The organism is Pseudomonas sp. BP8, assembly GCF_017875955.1.
GTDB lineage: Bacteria > Pseudomonadota > Gammaproteobacteria > Pseudomonadales > Pseudomonadaceae > Aquipseudomonas.
This window is the reverse complement of sequence record NZ_JAGINK010000001.1, coordinates 5,111,477-5,128,258: the sequence shown is the minus strand read 5'-3', so window position 1 is coordinate 5,128,258 and position 16,782 is coordinate 5,111,477. Positions and strand designations below refer to the sequence as shown.

Genomic DNA, 16,782 nt, shown 5'->3' with positions numbered 1-16,782 from the left:
ATAAGATCAGCGATGGGTCATATCATGCCGAGTAGCAATAGCACCAGGAGGATCACCAGCACCACGCCGATGATGCCGGACGGGCCGTAGCCCCAGCTGCGCGAGTGTGGGAACACCGGTAAGCCACCAACCAACAGCAGGATCAGGATGATGATGAGGATCGTGGTCATGGGCAGAATCCTTGCGTTGTTCTAGGGGAAGGGGCCTGTGAATGCCGGCCACTTACAAATCCGACCGCTGCTGTTTGGCAAAGATTCAATCGTTTGATGGAGTCAGTTTACGCCGTCTGTAAGCCGCTCAAATCTCATGTCGGCCCATTCAGCACCCTGATACCACTCCAGCGCCGCGTGTGCCTTGGCTAGACTCGCGCCATTGCCCACAGCACAAGGCCCGCACCATGCATGACCGAATGATGATCACCGGCGCCGGTTCCGGCCTCGGCCGCGAGATTGCCCTGCGTTGGGCGCGTGAGGGCTGGCGCCTGGCCCTGGCCGACGTCAATGAAGCCGGCCTGCGCGAAACCCTCGATCTGGTCCGCGCCAGCGGCGGTGAGGGCTTTGTCCAGCGTTGCGACGTGCGCGACTACAGCCAGCTGATCGCCCTGGCCCAGGCGTGCGAGGAGAGGTTCGGCGGCGTCGACATGATCGTCAACAATGCCGGGGTTGCCTCTGGCGGGTTCTTTGCCGAGTTGTCGCTGGAAGACTGGGACTGGCAGATCGCGGTCAACCTGATGGGCGTGGTCAAGGGCTGCAAGGCGTTTTTGCCGCTGCTGGAGCGTAGCCAGGGGCGCATCGTCAACATCGCCTCGATGGCGGCGTTGATGCAGGGTCCGGGGATGAGTAACTACAACGTGGCCAAGGCGGGTGTGCTGGCGCTGTCCGAAAGCCTGCTGGTGGAGTTGCGCCAGGTGGGGGTGGCGGTGCATGTGGTGTGTCCGTCGTTTTTCCAGACCAACCTGCTGGACTCGTTCCGCGGTCCGAACCCTTTGATGAAGGCGCAGGTTGGCAAGTTGCTGGAAGGCTCGCCGATCAGTGCTGCGGAAATTGCCGATTACCTGCATGAGCGGATAGCCGCTGGGGAGTTTCTGATCTTGCCGCATGAGGCGGGGCGGGAGGCCTGGAAGCTCAAGTGCGAGGCGCCGCAGTTGCTGTATGACGAGATGGCCGGGATGGCGGTGAAGATGCGTGCCAAGGGGCGGTCTGGTAGCTAGGGGTGTCTGTAGGTTTGTTGTAGGCATTAAGAATGCTGGGGCCGCTGCGCGCCCGCTCCCACAATTGACCGTGTTGCGCGGTCCAATCTGTGGGAGCGGCCTTGTGTCGCGAAAGGGGCGCGCAGCGGCCCCGGCGGTGTCAGACAGAAACCAAACTCCTCAGGCCAATACGCTATCCTGACCGCCCTTTTCTGGCTGGATGCATCGGCGTGATCAATTACTTGTGGTTTTTCCTCGCCGCTCTGTTTGAAATCGGCGGCTGCTACGCGTTCTACCTCTGGCTACGCTTGGGTAAAAGCGCTTGGTGGATTATCCCGGCACTGCTCAGCCTGACCGTGTTCGGCCTGATTCTCACGCGGGTCGAGGCTGCCTACGCTGGGCGCGCCTATGCGGCTTATGGCGGTATCTACATCGTTTCCTCGCTGCTCTGGCTGGCGTTTGTCGAGCGGGTTCGACCGCTGGGTAGCGACTGGCTTGGCGCGCTGCTGTGTGTGGTTGGGGCTAGCATCATTGTGTTTGGGCCGCGCTTGCAACAAGGTTGAAGAAGGGTGTTTGCGGATTGTTGGGGGGGTGGGGCTTGGGCTCGGGCTTGGGGGCGTGGGCTTATCCATTTGATGTGGTGGGTTTTCTGGCCCCTTCCGCGCTTACGGCGGGTCACTTTTTGGCAAACGCCCCAAAAAGTAACCAAAAAGGTCTCGGCTCCATCATACGGCCCCTACGCTGCGCTTCGGGGTTCCCTCGCTCCGGTCTTGCTCCGGGAGGACCGCGCTGTACGGCCCATCCTGGGCCTCAGCGCTTTCCGGCCATCCATGGTCTCCACCTCCCTACGCAAGACCTGCGCTCGGCCTCCTGAAGTCGCTGGTAGATCAAGAGCAAGATCAAGATCAACAGCCAGGGCAACGGCAGGCGAATCGCTGCGCTCTCGCTTTGTTTATTTACGAGCGGATTTGTGGGGTGGCATGGCAGGGCTGCGCCCTGCGATTTGCATTGGCAGTCCCGGCCTCTTCGCGGGACAAGCCCGCTCCTACAGGGATTGCGCCGAATTCAAAATGTGCGTAATCCCTGTAGGAGCGGGCTTGTCCCGCGAAGAGGCCCGAATATCCACCACCCATGCCACTATCGAAGACAACGCCAGCCCAGGCGCCGCCCGTAACTTCGCGACGTCAGGAGACCGGAGCGAGGGGACCCGGAGCGCAGCGCAGGGCCGGATGCAGGAGCAGGCGGTTTTTGGTTACTTTTTTCCAAGAAAAAAAGTGACCCGCCGTAAGGGCGGAAGGGGCCAGTAGTGCCACTACATCAAATGGATAAGCCCACAATCCCCAAGCCAAGCCAACAATCCGAGAAAACCTGAAAAAAGTTCAGTCTGTAGGGCGTTTTACCCACCGGCGTAGGATGCGTCTATTTCGTTCGCGCAACGTTGTGTAGCCCGATATACCCCGGGCACGCTCCGTTTTTCCCTTGGTTTGGAGGAACGGATCATGCTGGTCATTGCACGCGAAGTCGGGGAAGTCATCACCATAGGCGACGATATACAGATTGAAGTGGTCGCCGTGACCGGTGGGATGGTGCGCTTCGGCGTCACGGCACCGCGCGAGATACCGGTGCATCGCTCAGAAGTCTACAGAAGGATCAAGGCACGCGAGGAGCGCGAGCGCCAACGCTGAAAGGGGCTGCACGGCAGCCCCAGGGATCGTCAGTCGAGCAACTCGCGCGGCACCTCATGCTTGGCCAGCAGCTGACACTGCTGGCTGTCCAGGTCGAACAAGATGAACGCCTGGCCTTTGGCCAACGCCTGGCGGACCCGCAGGACGCGGGTCTCCAGCGGAGTGTCGTCGCCGTTGTCAGTGCCTTCACGGGTGACGAAGTCCTCGATCAGGCGGGTCAGGGTTTCAGCTTCGAGTTGGTCGTAGGGGATCAGCATGCGCAGAGTCGGTCGGTAGTCATCAGTGCCGCCATGCTACGCCAATCGTGCCCTCTGCGCGCAGCCATCAGTTCTTGTTGCCGACCAGGCTGTCCACCGCCGGCACGCGGGTGTCGCTCTCCATCTGCGCATCGTGCTCCAGCTGATGGCTGAAACGCTCGAGCGAGCTATTGGCCGGGTTGGAGTCGCTGGCGAACACCGGTGGGCTGAGCAGGTACCCCGAAAGCAAACGGCTGAGCGTTGCCAGGCTGTCGATATGGGTGCGCTCGTAGCCGTGGGTGGCGTCGCAGCCAAAGGCGACCAGCGCGGTACGGATATCGTGGCCCGCCGTCACCGCCGAGTGGGCGTCGCTGAAGTAATAGCGGAACAGGTCGCGGCGCACCGGCAGATCCTGCTCGTCGGCAAGCTTCAGCAGGTGGCGCGACAAGTGGTAGTCGTAAGGCCCCGAGGAGTCCTGCATGGCCACGCTGACTGCGTGTTCACTGGAGGCTTGGCCCGGCGCTACCGGGGCGATATCGATGCCGACGAATTCACTGACATCCCAGGGCAGGGCACCTGCGGCACCGGAGCCGGTCTCTTCGGTGATGGTGAACAGCGGGTGGCAGTCGATCAGCGGTTGCTGGCCGCTTTCCACCACCGCCTTGAGCGCGGCGAGCAGGGCCGCGACACCGGCCTTGTCGTCCAGGTGGCGGGCGCTGATATGGCCGCTGTCGGTAAATTCTGGCAGCGGGTCGAACGCGACGAAATCGCCAATCGAGATGCCCAGCGCCTCACAGTCGGCGCGGGTTGTGCAGTAGGCGTCGACGCGGACCTCGACGTGGTCCCAGCTGACGGGCATCTGGTCGATGGCGGTATTGAAGGCATGCCCGCTGGCCATCAACGGCAGCACGCTGCCGCGCAAGACGCCGGTATCGGTGAAGACACTGACCCGGCTGCCCTCGGCGAAGCGGCTCGACCAGCAGCCGACCGGTGCCAGGGCCAGGCGGCCGTTGTCCTGCAGTTGGCGCACGCTGGCACCAATGGTGTCGAGGTGGGCCGAGACGGCGCGGTCGGGGGAACTCTGGCGGCCCTTGAGGGTGGCGCGGATGGTGCCGCGGCGGGTCAGCTCGAAGGGGATGCCGAGCTCGTCCAGGCGTTCAGCCACGTAGCGCACGATGGTGTCGGTAAAGCCGGTGGGGCTGGGGATGGCGAGCATCTCCAGCAGCACGCGTTTGAGGTAGTCGAGGTCGGGTTCGGGAAGGTGTTTGGACATGGGCACTCCTCGGTGAGGCTAGCGGCCTCTTCGCGGGGCGAGCCCGCTCCTACAGGGTCTGTGTCGATCACACAATCTGTGTGCCACGCAAATCCTGTAGGAGCGGGCTTGCCCCGCGAAGAGGCCAGTGGCGTCAACGCATTAATCAGGCCGGTGGCCGGCTGTGCGGAAACAGCAGGTCGACAAAACGTTCGGCAGTAGGTTGCGGTTCATGGTTGGCCAGGCCAACACGCTCGTTGGCCTCGATAATCACGTAGTCCGGCTGCCCGGCATCGGCGACCATCAGGTCGAGGCCGACCACCGGAATATCCAGCGCCCGCGCGGCGCGCACGGCAGCGTCGGCCAGCACCGGGTGCAAGCGCTCGGTGACATCTTCCAGGGTGCCGCCGGTATGCAGGTTGGCGGCACGGCGCACGGCCAAGCGTTGGCCGGCCGGCAGCACGTCGTCGTAATGCAGGCCCGCGGCGCGCAAGGTGCGCTCGGTTTCTTCATCCATCGGGATGCGGCTCTCGCCGTCGGTAGCAGCCTGGCGGCGTCGGCTCTGCGCCTCGATCAGCGCCTTGACGCTGTGCTTGCCATCGCCGATCACCTGGGCCGGGTGACGAATCGCCGCCGCCACCACCTCATGGCCGATGACCACGATGCGCAGGTCGTGGCCGGGGTGGAAGCTCTCCAGCAACACCCGGCTGTCGAAGCCGCGAGCGTGCTCGATCGCCTGGCTCACCTCGTCGAGCGTGGTCAGATTGACCGCCACGCCTTGGCCCTGTTCGCCGTCGACCGGCTTGACCACCACGGCGCCGTGTTCTTCGAGAAACGCCAGGTTATCGTCGGCATTGCCGGCCAACTGCTGCACCGGCACGCACAAGCCGGCGGCCTCAAGTGCGTGCTGGGTCAGGCGCTTGTCCTGGCACAGGGTCATGCTCACCGCGCTGGTCAAGTCGCTGAGCGACTCGCGGCAACGTACCCGGCGGCCACCCAGGCTGAGCGTGAACAGACCCGCCTCGGCGTCGTCGACCTGCACATCGATGCCGCGGCGGTGGGCCTCGTCGACGATAATCCGGGCGTACGGGTTGAGCGCTGCAGCAGGGCCCGGGCCGAGGAACAGCGGCTGGTTGATGCCATTCTTGCGCTTGACTGCAAAGGTCGGCAGGTTGCGAAAGCCGAGCTTCTGGTACAGGCGTTTGGCCTGGCGGTTGTCGTGCATCACCGACAGGTCCAGGTAGGCCAGTTCGCGGCTCATGAAGTGCTCGACCAGGTGGCGCACCAGCACCTCGCCGACCCCCGGCCGGCTGCACTGCGGATCGACCGCCAGGCACCAGAGGCTGCAACCGTGCTCCGGGTCATCGAAGGCTTTGCTGTGGTTCAGGCCCATCACGCTGCCGATCACCGCGCCGGTGTCTTCGTCTTCCGCCAGCCAGTACACCGGCCCGCCCTGGTGGCGCGGGGTCAGCAGGTCGGCATTGATCGGCAGCATGCCGCGCGTCTGGTACAGGGTATTGATCGCCTGCCAGTCGGCCTCGGACTGCGCCCGACGAATGCGAAAACCGCGAAACACCCGCTGCGCCGGGCGGTAGTCGGTGAACCACAGGCGCAGGGTGTCGGACGGGTCGAGAAACAACTGCTGCGGCGCCTGCGCCAGCACTTGCTGGGGCGCCGCCACGTAGAGGGCGATGTCGCGCTCGCCGGAGGCTTCCTCGAGCAGCGCGCCGGCCAGTTCGGCCGGGTCCGGGTAGGTATGCCCGATCAGCAGCCGGCCCCAGCCGCAGTGCACTGCGCGCGGCTGGTCGTGGGGCTCGCTGCCATCACCGGCCAGGCGCGCCTGCAGGCGCTCGTAGGAGGGCGCCTGGCCGCGCAACAAGCGCTGGCCATAGGCTATTTCATGGGCTTTCATCGATCAGATTCCTTGTTCGCTGAGCCACAGGTTCAGCGCTGCCAACTGCCACAGCTTGGAGCCGCGCAATGGCGTCAGTTGACCGTGAGGGTTGCTCAGCAGCTTGTCGATCATGGCCGGATTGAACAGGCCGCGGTCCTGGCTGGGATCGGTCAGCAAGTCGCGGACCCAGCCCAGGGTTGCGCCTTCCAGGTGCTTGAGGCCGGGGACCGGGAAGTAGCCCTTCTTGCGGTCGATCACCTCGTGCGGAATGACCCGTCGCGCCGCCGACTTGAGCACTTGCTTGCCGCCGTCGGGCAGCTTGAAGCGCGCCGGGATCCGCGCCGACAGCTCGGCCAGGCGGTAATCGAGAAACGGCGTACGCGCTTCCAGGCCCCAGGCCATGGTCATGTTGTCGACCCGTTTGACCGGGTCGTCGACCAGCATCACCGTGCTGTCCAGGCGCAGCGCCTTGTCGACCGCATCCGTCGCGCCCGGGCGGGCGAAGTGCTCGCGGACGAAATCACCGGCGGCGTCGTTGTCCAGCAGCCACGGGGCCTGGACGGTGTCGCGGTACTCGGCGTGGCTGCGGTCGAAGAACGCGTCGCGGTAGGCCGCGAACGGGTCGGCAGCGCCGTCCACCTGCGGGTACCAGTGATAACCGGCAAACAGTTCGTCGGCGCCCTGACCGCTCTGCACGCCCTTGCAATGCTTGGCGACTTCCCGCGAGAGCAGGTAGAAGGCAATGCAGTCGTGGCTGACCATCGGCTCGCTCATGGCGCGGAACGCCGCTGGCAGCTGATCGATGATTTCGTGTTCGTCGATCCGCAACTGGTGATGGCGAGTACCGTAGTGACGGGCGATCAGGTCGGAGTACTGGAACTCGTCACCGCGCTCGCCGCCGGCATCCTGGAAGCCGATCGAGAAAGTCGACAGGTCGTCTACGCCGACGTCGCGCAGCAGGCCGACCAGCAGGCTCGAGTCGACACCGCCCGACAGCAGCACGCCGACGTCGACGGCGGCACGTTGGCGGATCGCCACGGCGTCACGGGTGGCGTCCAGTACACGGGTGGTCCAGTCTTCCAGGTCGAGCTGCTGTTCGTCGGCATTAGGGCCGTACTTGAGCTGCCACCAGGTCTGGCGTTCGACTTCGCCATGGCGGTCGATGCGCATCCAGGTGCCGGGCTCGAGCTTCTGCACGTTGGCCAGCAGCGTGCGCGGCGCGGGCACCACAGCGTGGAAGTTGAGGTAGTGGTTGAGCGCGACCGGGTCGAGGACCGGGTCGATGTCACCGCCTTTGAGCAGCGCTGGCAGCGTCGAGGCGAAGCGCAGGCGCTCACCGTTGCGTGACAGGTACAGCGGCTTGACGCCAAGGCGGTCGCGGGCGAGGAACAGCCGTTGCTTGTCGCGCTCCCAGATGGCCAGGGCAAACATGCCGTTGAGCTTGGGCAACAGCGCTGCGCCCCAGGCGTGGTAGCCCTTGAGCAGGACTTCGGTGTCGCCGTCGGACCAGAACGTGTAGCCGAGGTCTTGCAGCTCTTGGCGCAGTTCGGGGAAGTTGTAGATGGCGCCGTTGAACGCCAGCGACAGGCCGAGGTTGTTGTCGACCATGGGCTGTGCCGAGCCATCGGACAGGTCCATGATTTTCAGCCGGCGATGGCCGAGGGCAATCGGCCCTTGGCTATGGAAGCCCCAGGCATCCGGGCCGCGTGGCGCCAGATGATGGGTGATCCGCTCAACTGCGGCGAGGTCCGCCGGGCGTGGTGCCTGGTTGATCGGGGTGAAGCGTAACTCTCCTGCTAATCCGCACATAAGTCCTTACCGGTTTTGCCGTTGGGGAGGGGTGCCCTAAAGTGAGGCACTTAGGAACTGACCTGTGCGGTTTGTGAGAGTTTTAGATCAATCTGTTATAAGCGCTGACCGTACAGGCGTCTGCAGGAATCGCGCCGCTCCTACAGGGTTGATTGAAATCAGGGGGCGACGCGGTACCTGTGGGAGCGGCCTTGTGTCGCGAAAGGGCTGCGCAGCAGCCCCAGCACTCTATGGCTTACCGCGAATCAAACTGCGCAAGCCAAACCGATTCGGGTGACACGCCTCAGCCACCGCCCTGGGCACCGGCAACGGCTCGCCACACACCCAGGCCGCAATCAGCTCGCCACTCAACGGCGCCGTAATCAACCCCCGCGACCCATGCCCGCTATTCACATACAGCCCCTCCAGCCAAGGGCAGTCCACCGCAGGCACCTGGCGGGCATCTTTGCGCAACATGGCATACGCCTCGGCAAACGCCGGGCCATCCGCCAGCGGCCCGACAATCGGCAGATAATCCGGGCTGGTACAACGAAACGCCGCTCGGCCCTGCAGCAACGCAGGGTCAATCCCAGTCACCTCCAGCCGCTCGGCCATCTCAGTGGAAATTTCATCCAGCATGGCCAGGTTGCCCTGGTGCTCGGCCACAGTCGGCGTCAAATCATCACTGTGGAAATCAAAGCTGGCACCCACCGTGTGCTCGTCACCGCGCACCGGCACCACATAACCCTCGGCACAGACCACCGTGGCCAAGCTGCGGCTGGCGTCGGTCGCGGGCAAGTGGGTGATCTGCCCGCGAATGCGCTTGAGCGGCAAATCGGCGCAGGGGGCAAAGCGGCGTACCTCGGCGGCACCGGCCAACACCACCAGCGGCGCACTGGCCAGTAACCGCTGGCCATCCCAGGCCTGCCACAGGCCGTCGACCTTGCGCAGCTCGATCACCTCCTGATGGGTCAGCAGGCGGATCTGCGCATGCTGCAGCTGCGCCTCGCACAGCGCCGGTGGATGCACCCAGCCACCCTCTGGATAGAACAAGCCGCCACTGGTCAGGCTAACCCCGGCAACCTGTTCCGCCTCGGCGCGGGTCAATGAACTCAGCAGACTGCTGTCGAAGGCCGCGGCAAGCTTGGCCTGGCGCTCGGCTTCCTTGGCGTCGAAAGCCAGTTGCAACACCCCGCAGGCATCCCAGTCCTGACCACGCTGCAGGCGCTCGAGCCAGCGCCGGGTGTAACCGAAGCCGGCGAGGATCATCTGCGACAGCGCCGTGCCGTGCGCCGACAACTTGAGGTAGAGCACCCCCTGCAGGTTGCCCGAGGCCTCCCGGGCGGCGGCGTCATGGCGCTCCAGCACGCTGACCTGCCAGCCGCGTGCGGCGAGGCTGGCGGCGGTGGCGCTGCCGGCCAGCCCTGCGCCGATCACCAGCGCCTGGCGCGGGCCCTCGAGCGGCGCCGGGCGGGCGTACCAGGGCGCGACCGCTGTCGTAACCGGCTGGCCACTGTAGTGGCCGTGCATCACCTCCCACTTCTTGCCCAGCCCCGGCACCTTCTTCATGGTAAAGCCGGCGTCGATCAGCCCCCGGCGAACCCAGCCGGTGGTGGTGAAGGTGCCGATCGTCGTCCCTGAATGCGACAGGCGCGCCAGTTGTGCGAACAGCTCAGGGGTCCACATGTCGGGGTTTTTCGCCGGGGCGAAACCGTCGAGAAACCACGCATCGATCGGCGCATCGAGCAGCGGCAGTTGCTCCCGCACGTCGCCGATGAGCAGGGTCAGGGTGACCCGGCCAGCGTCGAAGCTGAACTGCTGAAAGCCTGGGTGGACCGCCACGTATTGCGCCAGCAACGGCTGCCAGTAAGACGCCAGCTCTGGCCACAGTTGCACGGCGCGGGTCAGGTCGGCGCGGCTCAGCGGGTACTTTTCGACACTGACGAAATGCAGCCGCGCGTTTGCCGGGGCCTTCTCGGCGAACAGCTGCCAGGCGCAGAAGAAGTTCATCCCGGTGCCGAAGCCGGTCTCGCCGATGACCAGGCAGCCGTGCGCCGGCAGCTCGCTGAAGCGCTGGCGCAAGCGGTTGCCTTCGATGAATACATACTGGGTTTCGAGGCTGCCCTCGCTGGTCGAGAAGTAGACGTCGTCGTACTGCCGCGAGTGCGGGCGGCCCTGGTCATCCCAGTCGATCTGGGCGTGTTGGGGGAGGGTGGAGTCTGGCATGGTCGGCTCTGATGCAGCGGAAGCGGGATTTTAAGCCATTCGCGAACATATGGGGGCCGCACAGCAGTCGCAAAAACCTGATTCGATCCGCTAGTCTTAAAAATCCATTGAAGGAGCCAGCCATGTTCGAATCCGCCGAAATCGGTCACAGCATCGACAAGGACACCTTTGAGGCCGAAGTGCCCGCCCTGCGCGAGGCGCTGCTCGAGGCCCAGTACGAGCTCAAGCAGCAGTCGCGCTTCCCGGTGATCGTGCTGATCAACGGCGTCGAAGGCGCCGGCAAGGGCGAGACGGTCAAGCTGCTCAACGAGTGGATGGACCCACGCCTGATCGATGTGCTGACCTTCGACCAGCAGACCGACGAAGAGCTGGCCCGACCGCCGGCCTGGCGCTACTGGCGGGCGCTGCCGCCTAAAGGGCGGATGGGGGTGTTTTTCGGCAATTGGTACAGCCAGATGATCCAGGGCCGGGTGCATGGCCAGTTCAAGGACGCCGTGCTCGACCAGGCCATCGCGGGCGCCGAGCGCCTCGAGCAGATGCTCTGTGACGAAGGCGCGCTGGTGCTCAAGTTCTGGTTCCACCTTTCCAAGAAACAGATGAAAGCCCGCCTCAAGGCACTCCGTGACGACCCGCTGCACAGCTGGCGGATCAGCCCACTGGACTGGCAGCAGTCACAGACCTACGACCGCTTCGTGCGCTTTGGCGAACGCGTGCTGCGCCGCACCAGCCGCGACTTCGCGCCGTGGCACGTGATCGAAGGTTCCGACCCGTATTACCGCAGCCTGGCGGTCGGGCGCATCCTGCTCGAGGGCATGCAGGCGGCGCTGGCGGTCGAACCCAAGGGCAAGGGCAAGAGCAACGTCGCGCCGCTGGGGCGCAGCATCGACGATCTCAACCTGATCGGCGCGCTGGACATGACCCTGCGCCTCGAGAAAAAGGACTACCAGGAGCAACTGGTCACCGAACAGGCGCGCCTGGCCGGCCTGCTGCGCCACAAGCACATGCGCCGCCATGCCTTGGTGGCGGTGTTCGAAGGCAATGACGCGGCAGGCAAGGGCGGGGCAATCCGTCGCGTGGCAGCTGCGCTCGATCCGCGCCAGTACCGCATCGTGCCGATTGCCGCGCCCACCGAGGAGGAGCGCGCCCAGCCCTACCTGTGGCGGTTCTGGCGGCATATCCCGGCGCTTGGCAAGTTCACCATCTTTGACCGCTCCTGGTATGGCCGGGTGCTGGTCGAACGGGTCGAGGGGTTCTGCAGCCCGGCTGACTGGATGCGTGCCTACAGCGAGATCAACGACTTCGAAGAGCAGTTGAGCAACGCCGGTGTGGTGGTGGTCAAGTTCTGGCTGGCGATCGACCAGCAGACCCAGCTGGAGCGTTTCGAAGAGCGCGAGCAGATTCCGTTCAAACGCTACAAGATCACCGAGGAAGACTGGCGCAACCGGGACAAGTGGGATGTGTATACCGAGGCGGTGGGGGATATGGTCGACCGCACCAGCACCGAGATCGCCCCCTGGACCCTGGTCGAGGCCAACGACAAGCGCTGGGCGCGGGTCAAGGTCTTGCGCACGATCAACGACGCGCTGGAGGCGGCCTTCGCCAAGCACAAGAAGTGAGTACGATGCCAGCCTCGCGCGCACAGTCCCAGGCTGGTGGCGTCCCCTGTAGGAGCGGGCTTGCCCCGCGAAGAGGCCGGTCCAGCCACCGCGGAGTATGGCACCGGCTGCGCCGGTGTTCGCGGGACAAGCCCGCTCCTACAGGGTCCTGCTGGATGCCATGCCTCGCGGGAATGACCCAATGAATTTATTTCCCGCCATTTTCCCCCTGTCTTCCCCGCCTAGCCCTTAGACTTGCCCTTACCCCCACCAAGGGATCTGATCGAGGACGCTATGCACATCACTTCCGGACGCTGGGTCCATGGCCTGCTGTTGGCACTGTTGACCGCGCTGCTCTGGGGCATTTTGCCAATCAAGCTGAAACAGGTCCTGCAGGTGATGGACCCGGTGACCGTCACCTGGTACCGCCTGCTGGTGTCCGGTGGCCTGCTGTTCATCTGGTTGTCTGCCAACCGTCGTCTACCCCCGTTCAAAGGGCTCGGCCGCAAGCGCCTGGGCCTGGCGGCGGTGGCCATCTGCGGCCTGCTCGGCAACTACGTGCTGTACCTGGTGGGCCTCAAGCTGCTCAGTCCCGGTACCGCGCAACTGGTGGTGCAGGTTGGCCCGGTGCTGTTACTGGTGGCCAGTGTGTTCGTCTTCAAGGAGCGTTTCAGCCTGGGCCAGGGTGTTGGCCTGCTGGTGCTGCTGATGGGCTTTGGCTTGTTTTTCAATCAACGCCTGGACGAGCTGCTGACCTCGCTGGGTGCCTACACCACTGGCGTGCTGACCATCCTCCTGGCGACCAGCATCTGGGTGTTCTATGCCCTGAGCCAGAAGCAGCTGCTGACCGTGTGGAACTCGCAGCAAGTGATGATGGTGATCTACCTGGGCTGTGCGGCCTTGCTCACGCCTTGGGTGCACCCGCTCGAGGCGCTGCAGTTGAGCCCGTTGCAAGGCTGGCTGCTGCTGGCGTGCTGCCTGAATACCCTGGTGGCGTATGGCGCGTTTGCCGAGGCGCTGGCGCACTGGGAGGCGTCGCGGGTGAGTGCAACGCTGGCGCTGACGCCGTTGGTGACGTTTGTAGCGGTGGCAGTGGCGGCGTGGGTCTGGCCGGATTATGTGCATGCCGAACAGATCAATGTGCTCGGGTATGTCGGGGCGGTGACAGTGGTGCTGGGGTCGGCGCTGGTAGCGCTGGGGCCTTCGCTGATGGCTGGGTTGCGGGCGCGCCGGGCGCGTATGGCTGAGGTTCATTGATTGCCTGGGCTGGCCTCTTCGCGGGGCAAGCCCGCTCCTACAGGTCCGAGGCGCGCACACAAATCCTGTAGGAGCGGGCTTGCCCCGCGAAGAGGCCAGCCCGAACACCATCAACTCAGCCCTTGGCCCCCGGCGCCAGCATGTTCTCCGGCCGCACCCACTCATCGAACTGCTCGTTGGTCAGGTACTGCAACTGCAACGCCGCTTCGCGCAGGGTGGTCCCTTCGCTATAAGCCTTCTTGGCGATTTCTGCCGCCTTGTCATAGCCAATATGCGGATTGAGCGCCGTCACCAGCATCAACCCACGCTCCAGGTGCGCCGCCATCTGCTCGGCATCCGGCTCGATCCCGGCCACGCAGTGCTGCTGGAAGTTGCGACAGCCATCTGCCAGCAGCTCGATCGATTGCAGCAGGTTGTGGATGATCACCGGCTTGAACACGTTCAACTGCAAATGCCCCTGGCTGGCGGCAAAGCCAATTGCCACATCATTGCCCAGCACCTGGCAGGCGAGCATGGACAGCGCTTCGCACTGGGTCGGGTTGACCTTGCCCGGCATGATCGAGCTGCCCGGCTCGTTGGCCGGCAAGCGCACCTCGGCCAACCCCCCGCGCGGTCCTGAGCCGAGCAGACGCAGGTCGTTGGCGATCTTCATCAAGGCCACCGCGAGGGTTTTCAAGGCGCCGGCCAGGCTGGTCAGCGGCTCGTGGCCGGCGAGGGCGGCAAACTTGTTCGGCGCGGTGACAAACGGCAGCCCGGACAACGCCGCCAGCTCCGCCGCCACCGCCTCGGCAAAGCCATGCGGAGCGTTCAGGCCAGTACCCACCGCCGTGCCGCCCTGAGCCAGCTCGCACACTGCGGGCAAGGTCGCGCGGATGGCCCGCTGGGCGTAGTCGAGCTGGGCGACGAAGGCCGACACTTCCTGGCCGAAGGTAATCGGCGTGGCGTCCATCATGTGCGTACGGCCGGTCTTGACCAGGTGCGTATGACGCGCCGAGAGCTCGGCCAGGCCCGACGACAACTCGGCAATCGCCGGCAGCAGCTTGCCCTGTACTGCCTGTGCAGCGGCTATGTTCATGGCCGTCGGAAAGCAGTCGTTGGAACTCTGCGAGCGGTTGACGTGATCGTTGGGGTGCACTGGCACCTTGCCGCCACGGCCCTGACCGGCCAGTTCGTTGCCGCGCCCGGCAATCACTTCGTTGACGTTCATGTTGCTCTGGGTGCCACTGCCGGTCTGCCAGACGACGAGCGGGAATTGCTCGTCCAACTGGCCGTCGAGCACTTCATCGGCGGCTTGTTCGATCAGCCGGGCGATGTCGGCCGGCAGGTCGCCATTGCGGTCGTTGACGCGCGCAGCGGCTTTCTTGATCAGCGCCAGGGCGTGCAACACGGCAAGCGGCATGCGCTCTTTGCCGATGGCAAAGTTGATCAGCGAACGCTGGGTCTGCGCACCCCAGTAGGCGTCCTCAGGAACTTCAACCTGTCCCAGGCTGTCTGTCTCGATACGGCTCATCCTGCGTTCACTCCTTTGTCGTCTGAATCCGCAGTTTAGGCCGTGATTCGAAAGAGCGGTTCCATCGCTCGTCGTGCCACTTGAGTCGAGCGCCCGCTGCGGCGCAGAATGCTCAACTCTGAGGTATCTGCCTCCCTTTTTCATGAAGGATTTGCAATGACCCGTCTCCGTGTCCTCTGTGCCGCCGTAGCCCTGGCCTGTGCCAGCGGCCAGGTACTCGCCGCCACCCCTGCTCACACTCAAGCCGCCGAGAAATTCCTGACCCTGGCCAACGCCGACAAGCTGGGCACCCCGGTCTACATGCAAGTCCAGCAGATGTTCGCCCAGCGGTTTGAACAGACCAAGGCCCCGGCCTCGAAGAAAGCCGTGCTCGACAGCTACCAGGCCAAGGCCAATGCTGCCCTCGACGGCGCCATCGGCTGGAACAAGCTCAAGCCGAAGATGGTCAGCCTGTACACCACCACCTTTACCGAAAGCGAGCTGAAGGACCTGGTCAAGTTCTACGAGTCGCCGCTGGGCAAGAAAGTCCTGCGCGAGATGCCCAAGGTCACCCAGCAGTCGGCCCAGCTGACCCAGCAGAGCCTCGAGCCTGCCGTGCCGGTGGTCAACAAGCTGCTCGACGACATGACCAAGGAACTCGACCCCAACGCTGGCAAAGCCGCTCCAGCGAAGAAGTGAGTAGCACCCGATGAACATGCAGCAACGCATCGAGCAGCAGCTGGCGCCCCTGGGCTCGCAACACCTTGAGGTGTTCAACGAGAGTCACATGCACAGCCGCGGCCAGGAAAGCCACTACAAGGCGGTGATGGTCAGCGAGCAGTTCGCCGGCCTCAACAGCGTCAAGCGTCACCAGAAGGTGTACGCGACGATGGGCGAGCTGATGGGCCAGATTCACGCTTTGGCGATTCACACCTACACCCCTGAAGAGTGGGCCCAGGTCGGCGCCGCGCCGGCCTCGCCGGTGTGTGCTGGCGGCGGGCACTGATTCCTCTTTGCCATTCTGGTAAACTCTGCATCACCTGGGGCCGCTTTGCGGCCCTTTCGCGACACAAGGCCGCTCCCACAGGTACTGCACCGTTCAATAGAGCGGCGCGATTCCTGTAGGAGCGGCCTTGTGTCGCGAAAGGGGCGCAAAGCGCCCCCGACCATCCGTAACTGATCACTGTCATTCCGGTCCGCCCCTTACGAGGGTGACCACCTGGAGAAACACATTCATGTCCCAAGCTATCGTCGTGGCGGCGCTGTACAAATTCGTCACCCTGGAAGACTACCTCGAACTGCGCGAGCCATTGCTCAAGGCCATGCTCGACAACGGCGTCAAAGGCACCTTGCTGATTGCCCTCGAAGGCATCAACGGCACCGTGTCGGGCACCCGTGAAGGCATCGATGGCCTGCTCGCCTGGCTGCGCAGCGACGCGCGCCTGGTAGACATCGACCATAAAGAGTCGTACTGCGACGACCAGCCGTTCTACCGCACCAAGGTCAAGCTGAAAAAAGAGATCGTCACCCTCGGCGTGCCCGGCGTAGACCCTAACCACAAGGTCGGCACCTACGTCGACCCCAAGGACTGGAACGCCCTGATCAGCGACCCCGAAGTGCTGCTGATCGACACCCGTAACGACTACGAAGTGGCCATCGGCACCTTCAAGGGCGCGCTCGACCCCAAGACCGAGAGCTTTCGCGAGTTCCCCGAGTACATCAAGGCCAACTTCGACCCGAGCAAGCACAAGAAGGTGGCGATGTTCTGCACCGGTGGCATCCGTTGCGAAAAAGCCTCCAGCTACATGCTCGGTGAAGGCTTCGAGGAGGTCTATCATCTTAAAGGCGGCGTCCTCAAATACTTCGAGGAAGTCGCTCAGGAAGAAAGCCTGTGGGATGGCGACTGCTTCGTCTTCGACAACCGCGTCACGGTGCGCCATGACCTCAGCGAAGGCGAGTACGACCAGTGCCACGCCTGTCGTCACCCGATCAACGTGGAGGACCGTGCGTCCGAACACTACTCGCCCGGTGTCAGCTGCCCGCATTGCTGGGACAGCCTGAGCGAGAAGACCCGACGCAGCGCCATCGACCGGCAGAAGCAGATTGAACTGGCCAAGGCGCGTAACCAGCCTCACCCGATCGGCTTCAACTACAAAGCCGAGGCCTGATGC

The 16,782-nt window shown here is 64.1% G+C and carries 15 protein-coding genes; 8 read left to right on the top strand and 7 right to left on the bottom strand.

The genetic code is table 11. The features are described from left to right. Nucleotides 1–17: 17 nt before the first annotated feature. Nucleotides 18–176, bottom strand: coding sequence for a DUF3309 family protein (locus J3B00_RS22425; RefSeq protein ID WP_209875087.1), 159 nt, complete (start codon nucleotides 174–176; stop codon nucleotides 18–20). 221 nt (nucleotides 177–397) lie between these two features. Between J3B00_RS22425 and J3B00_RS22420 the strand changes: the two genes are divergently transcribed. The 3 genes from J3B00_RS22420 (at nucleotide 398) to csrA (ending at nucleotide 2,874) form a co-directional block, all read left to right on the top strand. Further along, entirely contained in the window at nucleotides 398–1,210 is an 813-nt protein-coding gene (locus J3B00_RS22420) for an SDR family oxidoreductase (protein ID WP_209872123.1), read from the top strand. A gap of 209 nt (nucleotides 1,211–1,419) precedes the next feature. Beyond that, on the top strand, nucleotides 1,420–1,752 hold the full coding sequence (locus tag J3B00_RS22415; protein WP_209872120.1) for a YnfA family protein: 333 nt from the start codon (nucleotides 1,420–1,422) through the stop codon (nucleotides 1,750–1,752). A gap of 936 nt (nucleotides 1,753–2,688) precedes the next feature. Next, nucleotides 2,689–2,874, top strand: coding sequence for a carbon storage regulator CsrA (gene csrA, locus J3B00_RS22410; protein ID WP_209872117.1), 186 nt, complete (start codon nucleotides 2,689–2,691; stop codon nucleotides 2,872–2,874). 29 nt (nucleotides 2,875–2,903) lie between these two features. Here csrA and J3B00_RS22405 read toward each other — a convergent pair whose 3' ends face one another. From J3B00_RS22405 to mnmC, 5 genes are all read right to left on the bottom strand, one after another. Beyond that, nucleotides 2,904–3,131 carry a YheU family protein gene (locus tag J3B00_RS22405; RefSeq protein WP_209872114.1) on the bottom strand — a complete coding sequence of 76 codons (228 nt, stop codon included), beginning with the start codon at nucleotides 3,129–3,131 and terminating at the stop codon, nucleotides 2,904–2,906. 67 nt (nucleotides 3,132–3,198) lie between these two features. After that, nucleotides 3,199–4,383, bottom strand: a complete 1,185-nt coding sequence (locus J3B00_RS22400) for an osmoprotectant NAGGN system M42 family peptidase (protein WP_209872111.1) — start codon at nucleotides 4,381–4,383, stop codon at nucleotides 3,199–3,201. A gap of 145 nt (nucleotides 4,384–4,528) precedes the next feature. Next, entirely contained in the window at nucleotides 4,529–6,274 is a 1,746-nt protein-coding gene (gene ngg / locus J3B00_RS22395) for an N-acetylglutaminylglutamine synthetase (protein ID WP_209872109.1), read from the bottom strand. Nucleotides 6,275–6,277: 3 nt separating this feature from the next. After that, the gene (locus tag J3B00_RS22390) at nucleotides 6,278–8,065 is read right to left on the bottom strand and encodes an N-acetylglutaminylglutamine amidotransferase (protein ID WP_209872106.1); all 1,788 of its coding nucleotides are present in this window, start codon (nucleotides 8,063–8,065) and stop codon (nucleotides 6,278–6,280) included. Between the two features lie 228 nt (nucleotides 8,066–8,293). Continuing rightward, a complete protein-coding gene (gene mnmC / locus J3B00_RS22385) occupies nucleotides 8,294–10,270 on the bottom strand; it encodes a bifunctional tRNA (5-methylaminomethyl-2-thiouridine)(34)-methyltransferase MnmD/FAD-dependent 5-carboxymethylaminomethyl-2-thiouridine(34) oxidoreductase MnmC (protein WP_209872103.1) in 1,977 nt (658 codons plus the stop codon). A 122-nt stretch (nucleotides 10,271–10,392) separates the two neighbouring features. On the opposite strand from mnmC, the gene pap reads away from it, so the two are divergent. Beyond that, the gene (gene pap, locus J3B00_RS22380; protein ID WP_209872100.1) at nucleotides 10,393–11,886 is read left to right on the top strand and encodes a polyphosphate:AMP phosphotransferase; all 1,494 of its coding nucleotides are present in this window, start codon (nucleotides 10,393–10,395) and stop codon (nucleotides 11,884–11,886) included. Between the two features lie 273 nt (nucleotides 11,887–12,159). Further along, nucleotides 12,160–13,122, top strand: coding sequence for a DMT family transporter (locus J3B00_RS22375; RefSeq protein ID WP_209872097.1), 963 nt, complete (start codon nucleotides 12,160–12,162; stop codon nucleotides 13,120–13,122). A 115-nt stretch (nucleotides 13,123–13,237) separates the two neighbouring features. On the opposite strand, the gene J3B00_RS22370 is transcribed toward J3B00_RS22375, so the two are convergent. Continuing rightward, complete coding sequence (locus tag J3B00_RS22370) at nucleotides 13,238–14,632, bottom strand: class II fumarate hydratase (protein WP_209872093.1); 1,395 nt, start codon at nucleotides 14,630–14,632, stop codon at nucleotides 13,238–13,240. Nucleotides 14,633–14,788: 156 nt separating this feature from the next. On the opposite strand from J3B00_RS22370, the gene J3B00_RS22365 reads away from it, so the two are divergent. The 3 genes from J3B00_RS22365 to J3B00_RS22355 all read left to right on the top strand — a co-directional run bounded on the left by J3B00_RS22365 (nucleotide 14,789) and on the right by J3B00_RS22355 (nucleotide 16,779). After that, complete coding sequence (locus J3B00_RS22365; RefSeq protein WP_209872089.1) at nucleotides 14,789–15,310, top strand: DUF2059 domain-containing protein; 522 nt, start codon at nucleotides 14,789–14,791, stop codon at nucleotides 15,308–15,310. 10 nt (nucleotides 15,311–15,320) lie between these two features. Next, nucleotides 15,321–15,617 carry a BolA family protein gene (locus tag J3B00_RS22360; RefSeq protein WP_209872086.1) on the top strand — a complete coding sequence of 99 codons (297 nt, stop codon included), beginning with the start codon at nucleotides 15,321–15,323 and terminating at the stop codon, nucleotides 15,615–15,617. 229 nt (nucleotides 15,618–15,846) lie between these two features. Further along, complete coding sequence (locus tag J3B00_RS22355; RefSeq protein ID WP_209872083.1) at nucleotides 15,847–16,779, top strand: rhodanese-related sulfurtransferase; 933 nt, start codon at nucleotides 15,847–15,849, stop codon at nucleotides 16,777–16,779. The last annotated feature ends 3 nt before the right edge of the window (nucleotides 16,780–16,782 follow it).

Excerpts from the sequence above, each read along its gene's own strand:
- J3B00_RS22375 (WP_209872097.1), top strand. The coding sequence starts at position 12,160 with ATGCACATCACTTCCGGACGCTGGGTCCATGGCCTGCTGTTGGCACTG.
- J3B00_RS22405 (WP_209872114.1), bottom strand. The coding sequence starts at position 3,131 with ATGCTGATCCCCTACGACCAACTCGAAGCTGAAACCCTGACCCGCCTG.
- pap (WP_209872100.1), top strand. The coding sequence starts at position 10,393 with ATGTTCGAATCCGCCGAAATCGGTCACAGCATCGACAAGGACACCTTT.
- J3B00_RS22390 (WP_209872106.1), bottom strand. The coding sequence starts at position 8,065 with ATGTGCGGATTAGCAGGAGAGTTACGCTTCACCCCGATCAACCAGGCA.
- J3B00_RS22365 (WP_209872089.1), top strand. The coding sequence starts at position 14,789 with ATGACCCGTCTCCGTGTCCTCTGTGCCGCCGTAGCCCTGGCCTGTGCC.
- J3B00_RS22400 (WP_209872111.1), bottom strand. The coding sequence starts at position 4,383 with ATGTCCAAACACCTTCCCGAACCCGACCTCGACTACCTCAAACGCGTG.
- csrA (WP_209872117.1), top strand. The coding sequence starts at position 2,689 with ATGCTGGTCATTGCACGCGAAGTCGGGGAAGTCATCACCATAGGCGAC.
- J3B00_RS22355 (WP_209872083.1), top strand. The coding sequence starts at position 15,847 with ATGTCCCAAGCTATCGTCGTGGCGGCGCTGTACAAATTCGTCACCCTG.
- ngg (WP_209872109.1), bottom strand. The coding sequence starts at position 6,274 with ATGAAAGCCCATGAAATAGCCTATGGCCAGCGCTTGTTGCGCGGCCAG.
- J3B00_RS22360 (WP_209872086.1), top strand. The coding sequence starts at position 15,321 with ATGAACATGCAGCAACGCATCGAGCAGCAGCTGGCGCCCCTGGGCTCG.
- J3B00_RS22420 (WP_209872123.1), top strand. The coding sequence starts at position 398 with ATGCATGACCGAATGATGATCACCGGCGCCGGTTCCGGCCTCGGCCGC.
- mnmC (WP_209872103.1), bottom strand. The coding sequence starts at position 10,270 with ATGCCAGACTCCACCCTCCCCCAACACGCCCAGATCGACTGGGATGAC.
- J3B00_RS22370 (WP_209872093.1), bottom strand. The coding sequence starts at position 14,632 with ATGAGCCGTATCGAGACAGACAGCCTGGGACAGGTTGAAGTTCCTGAG.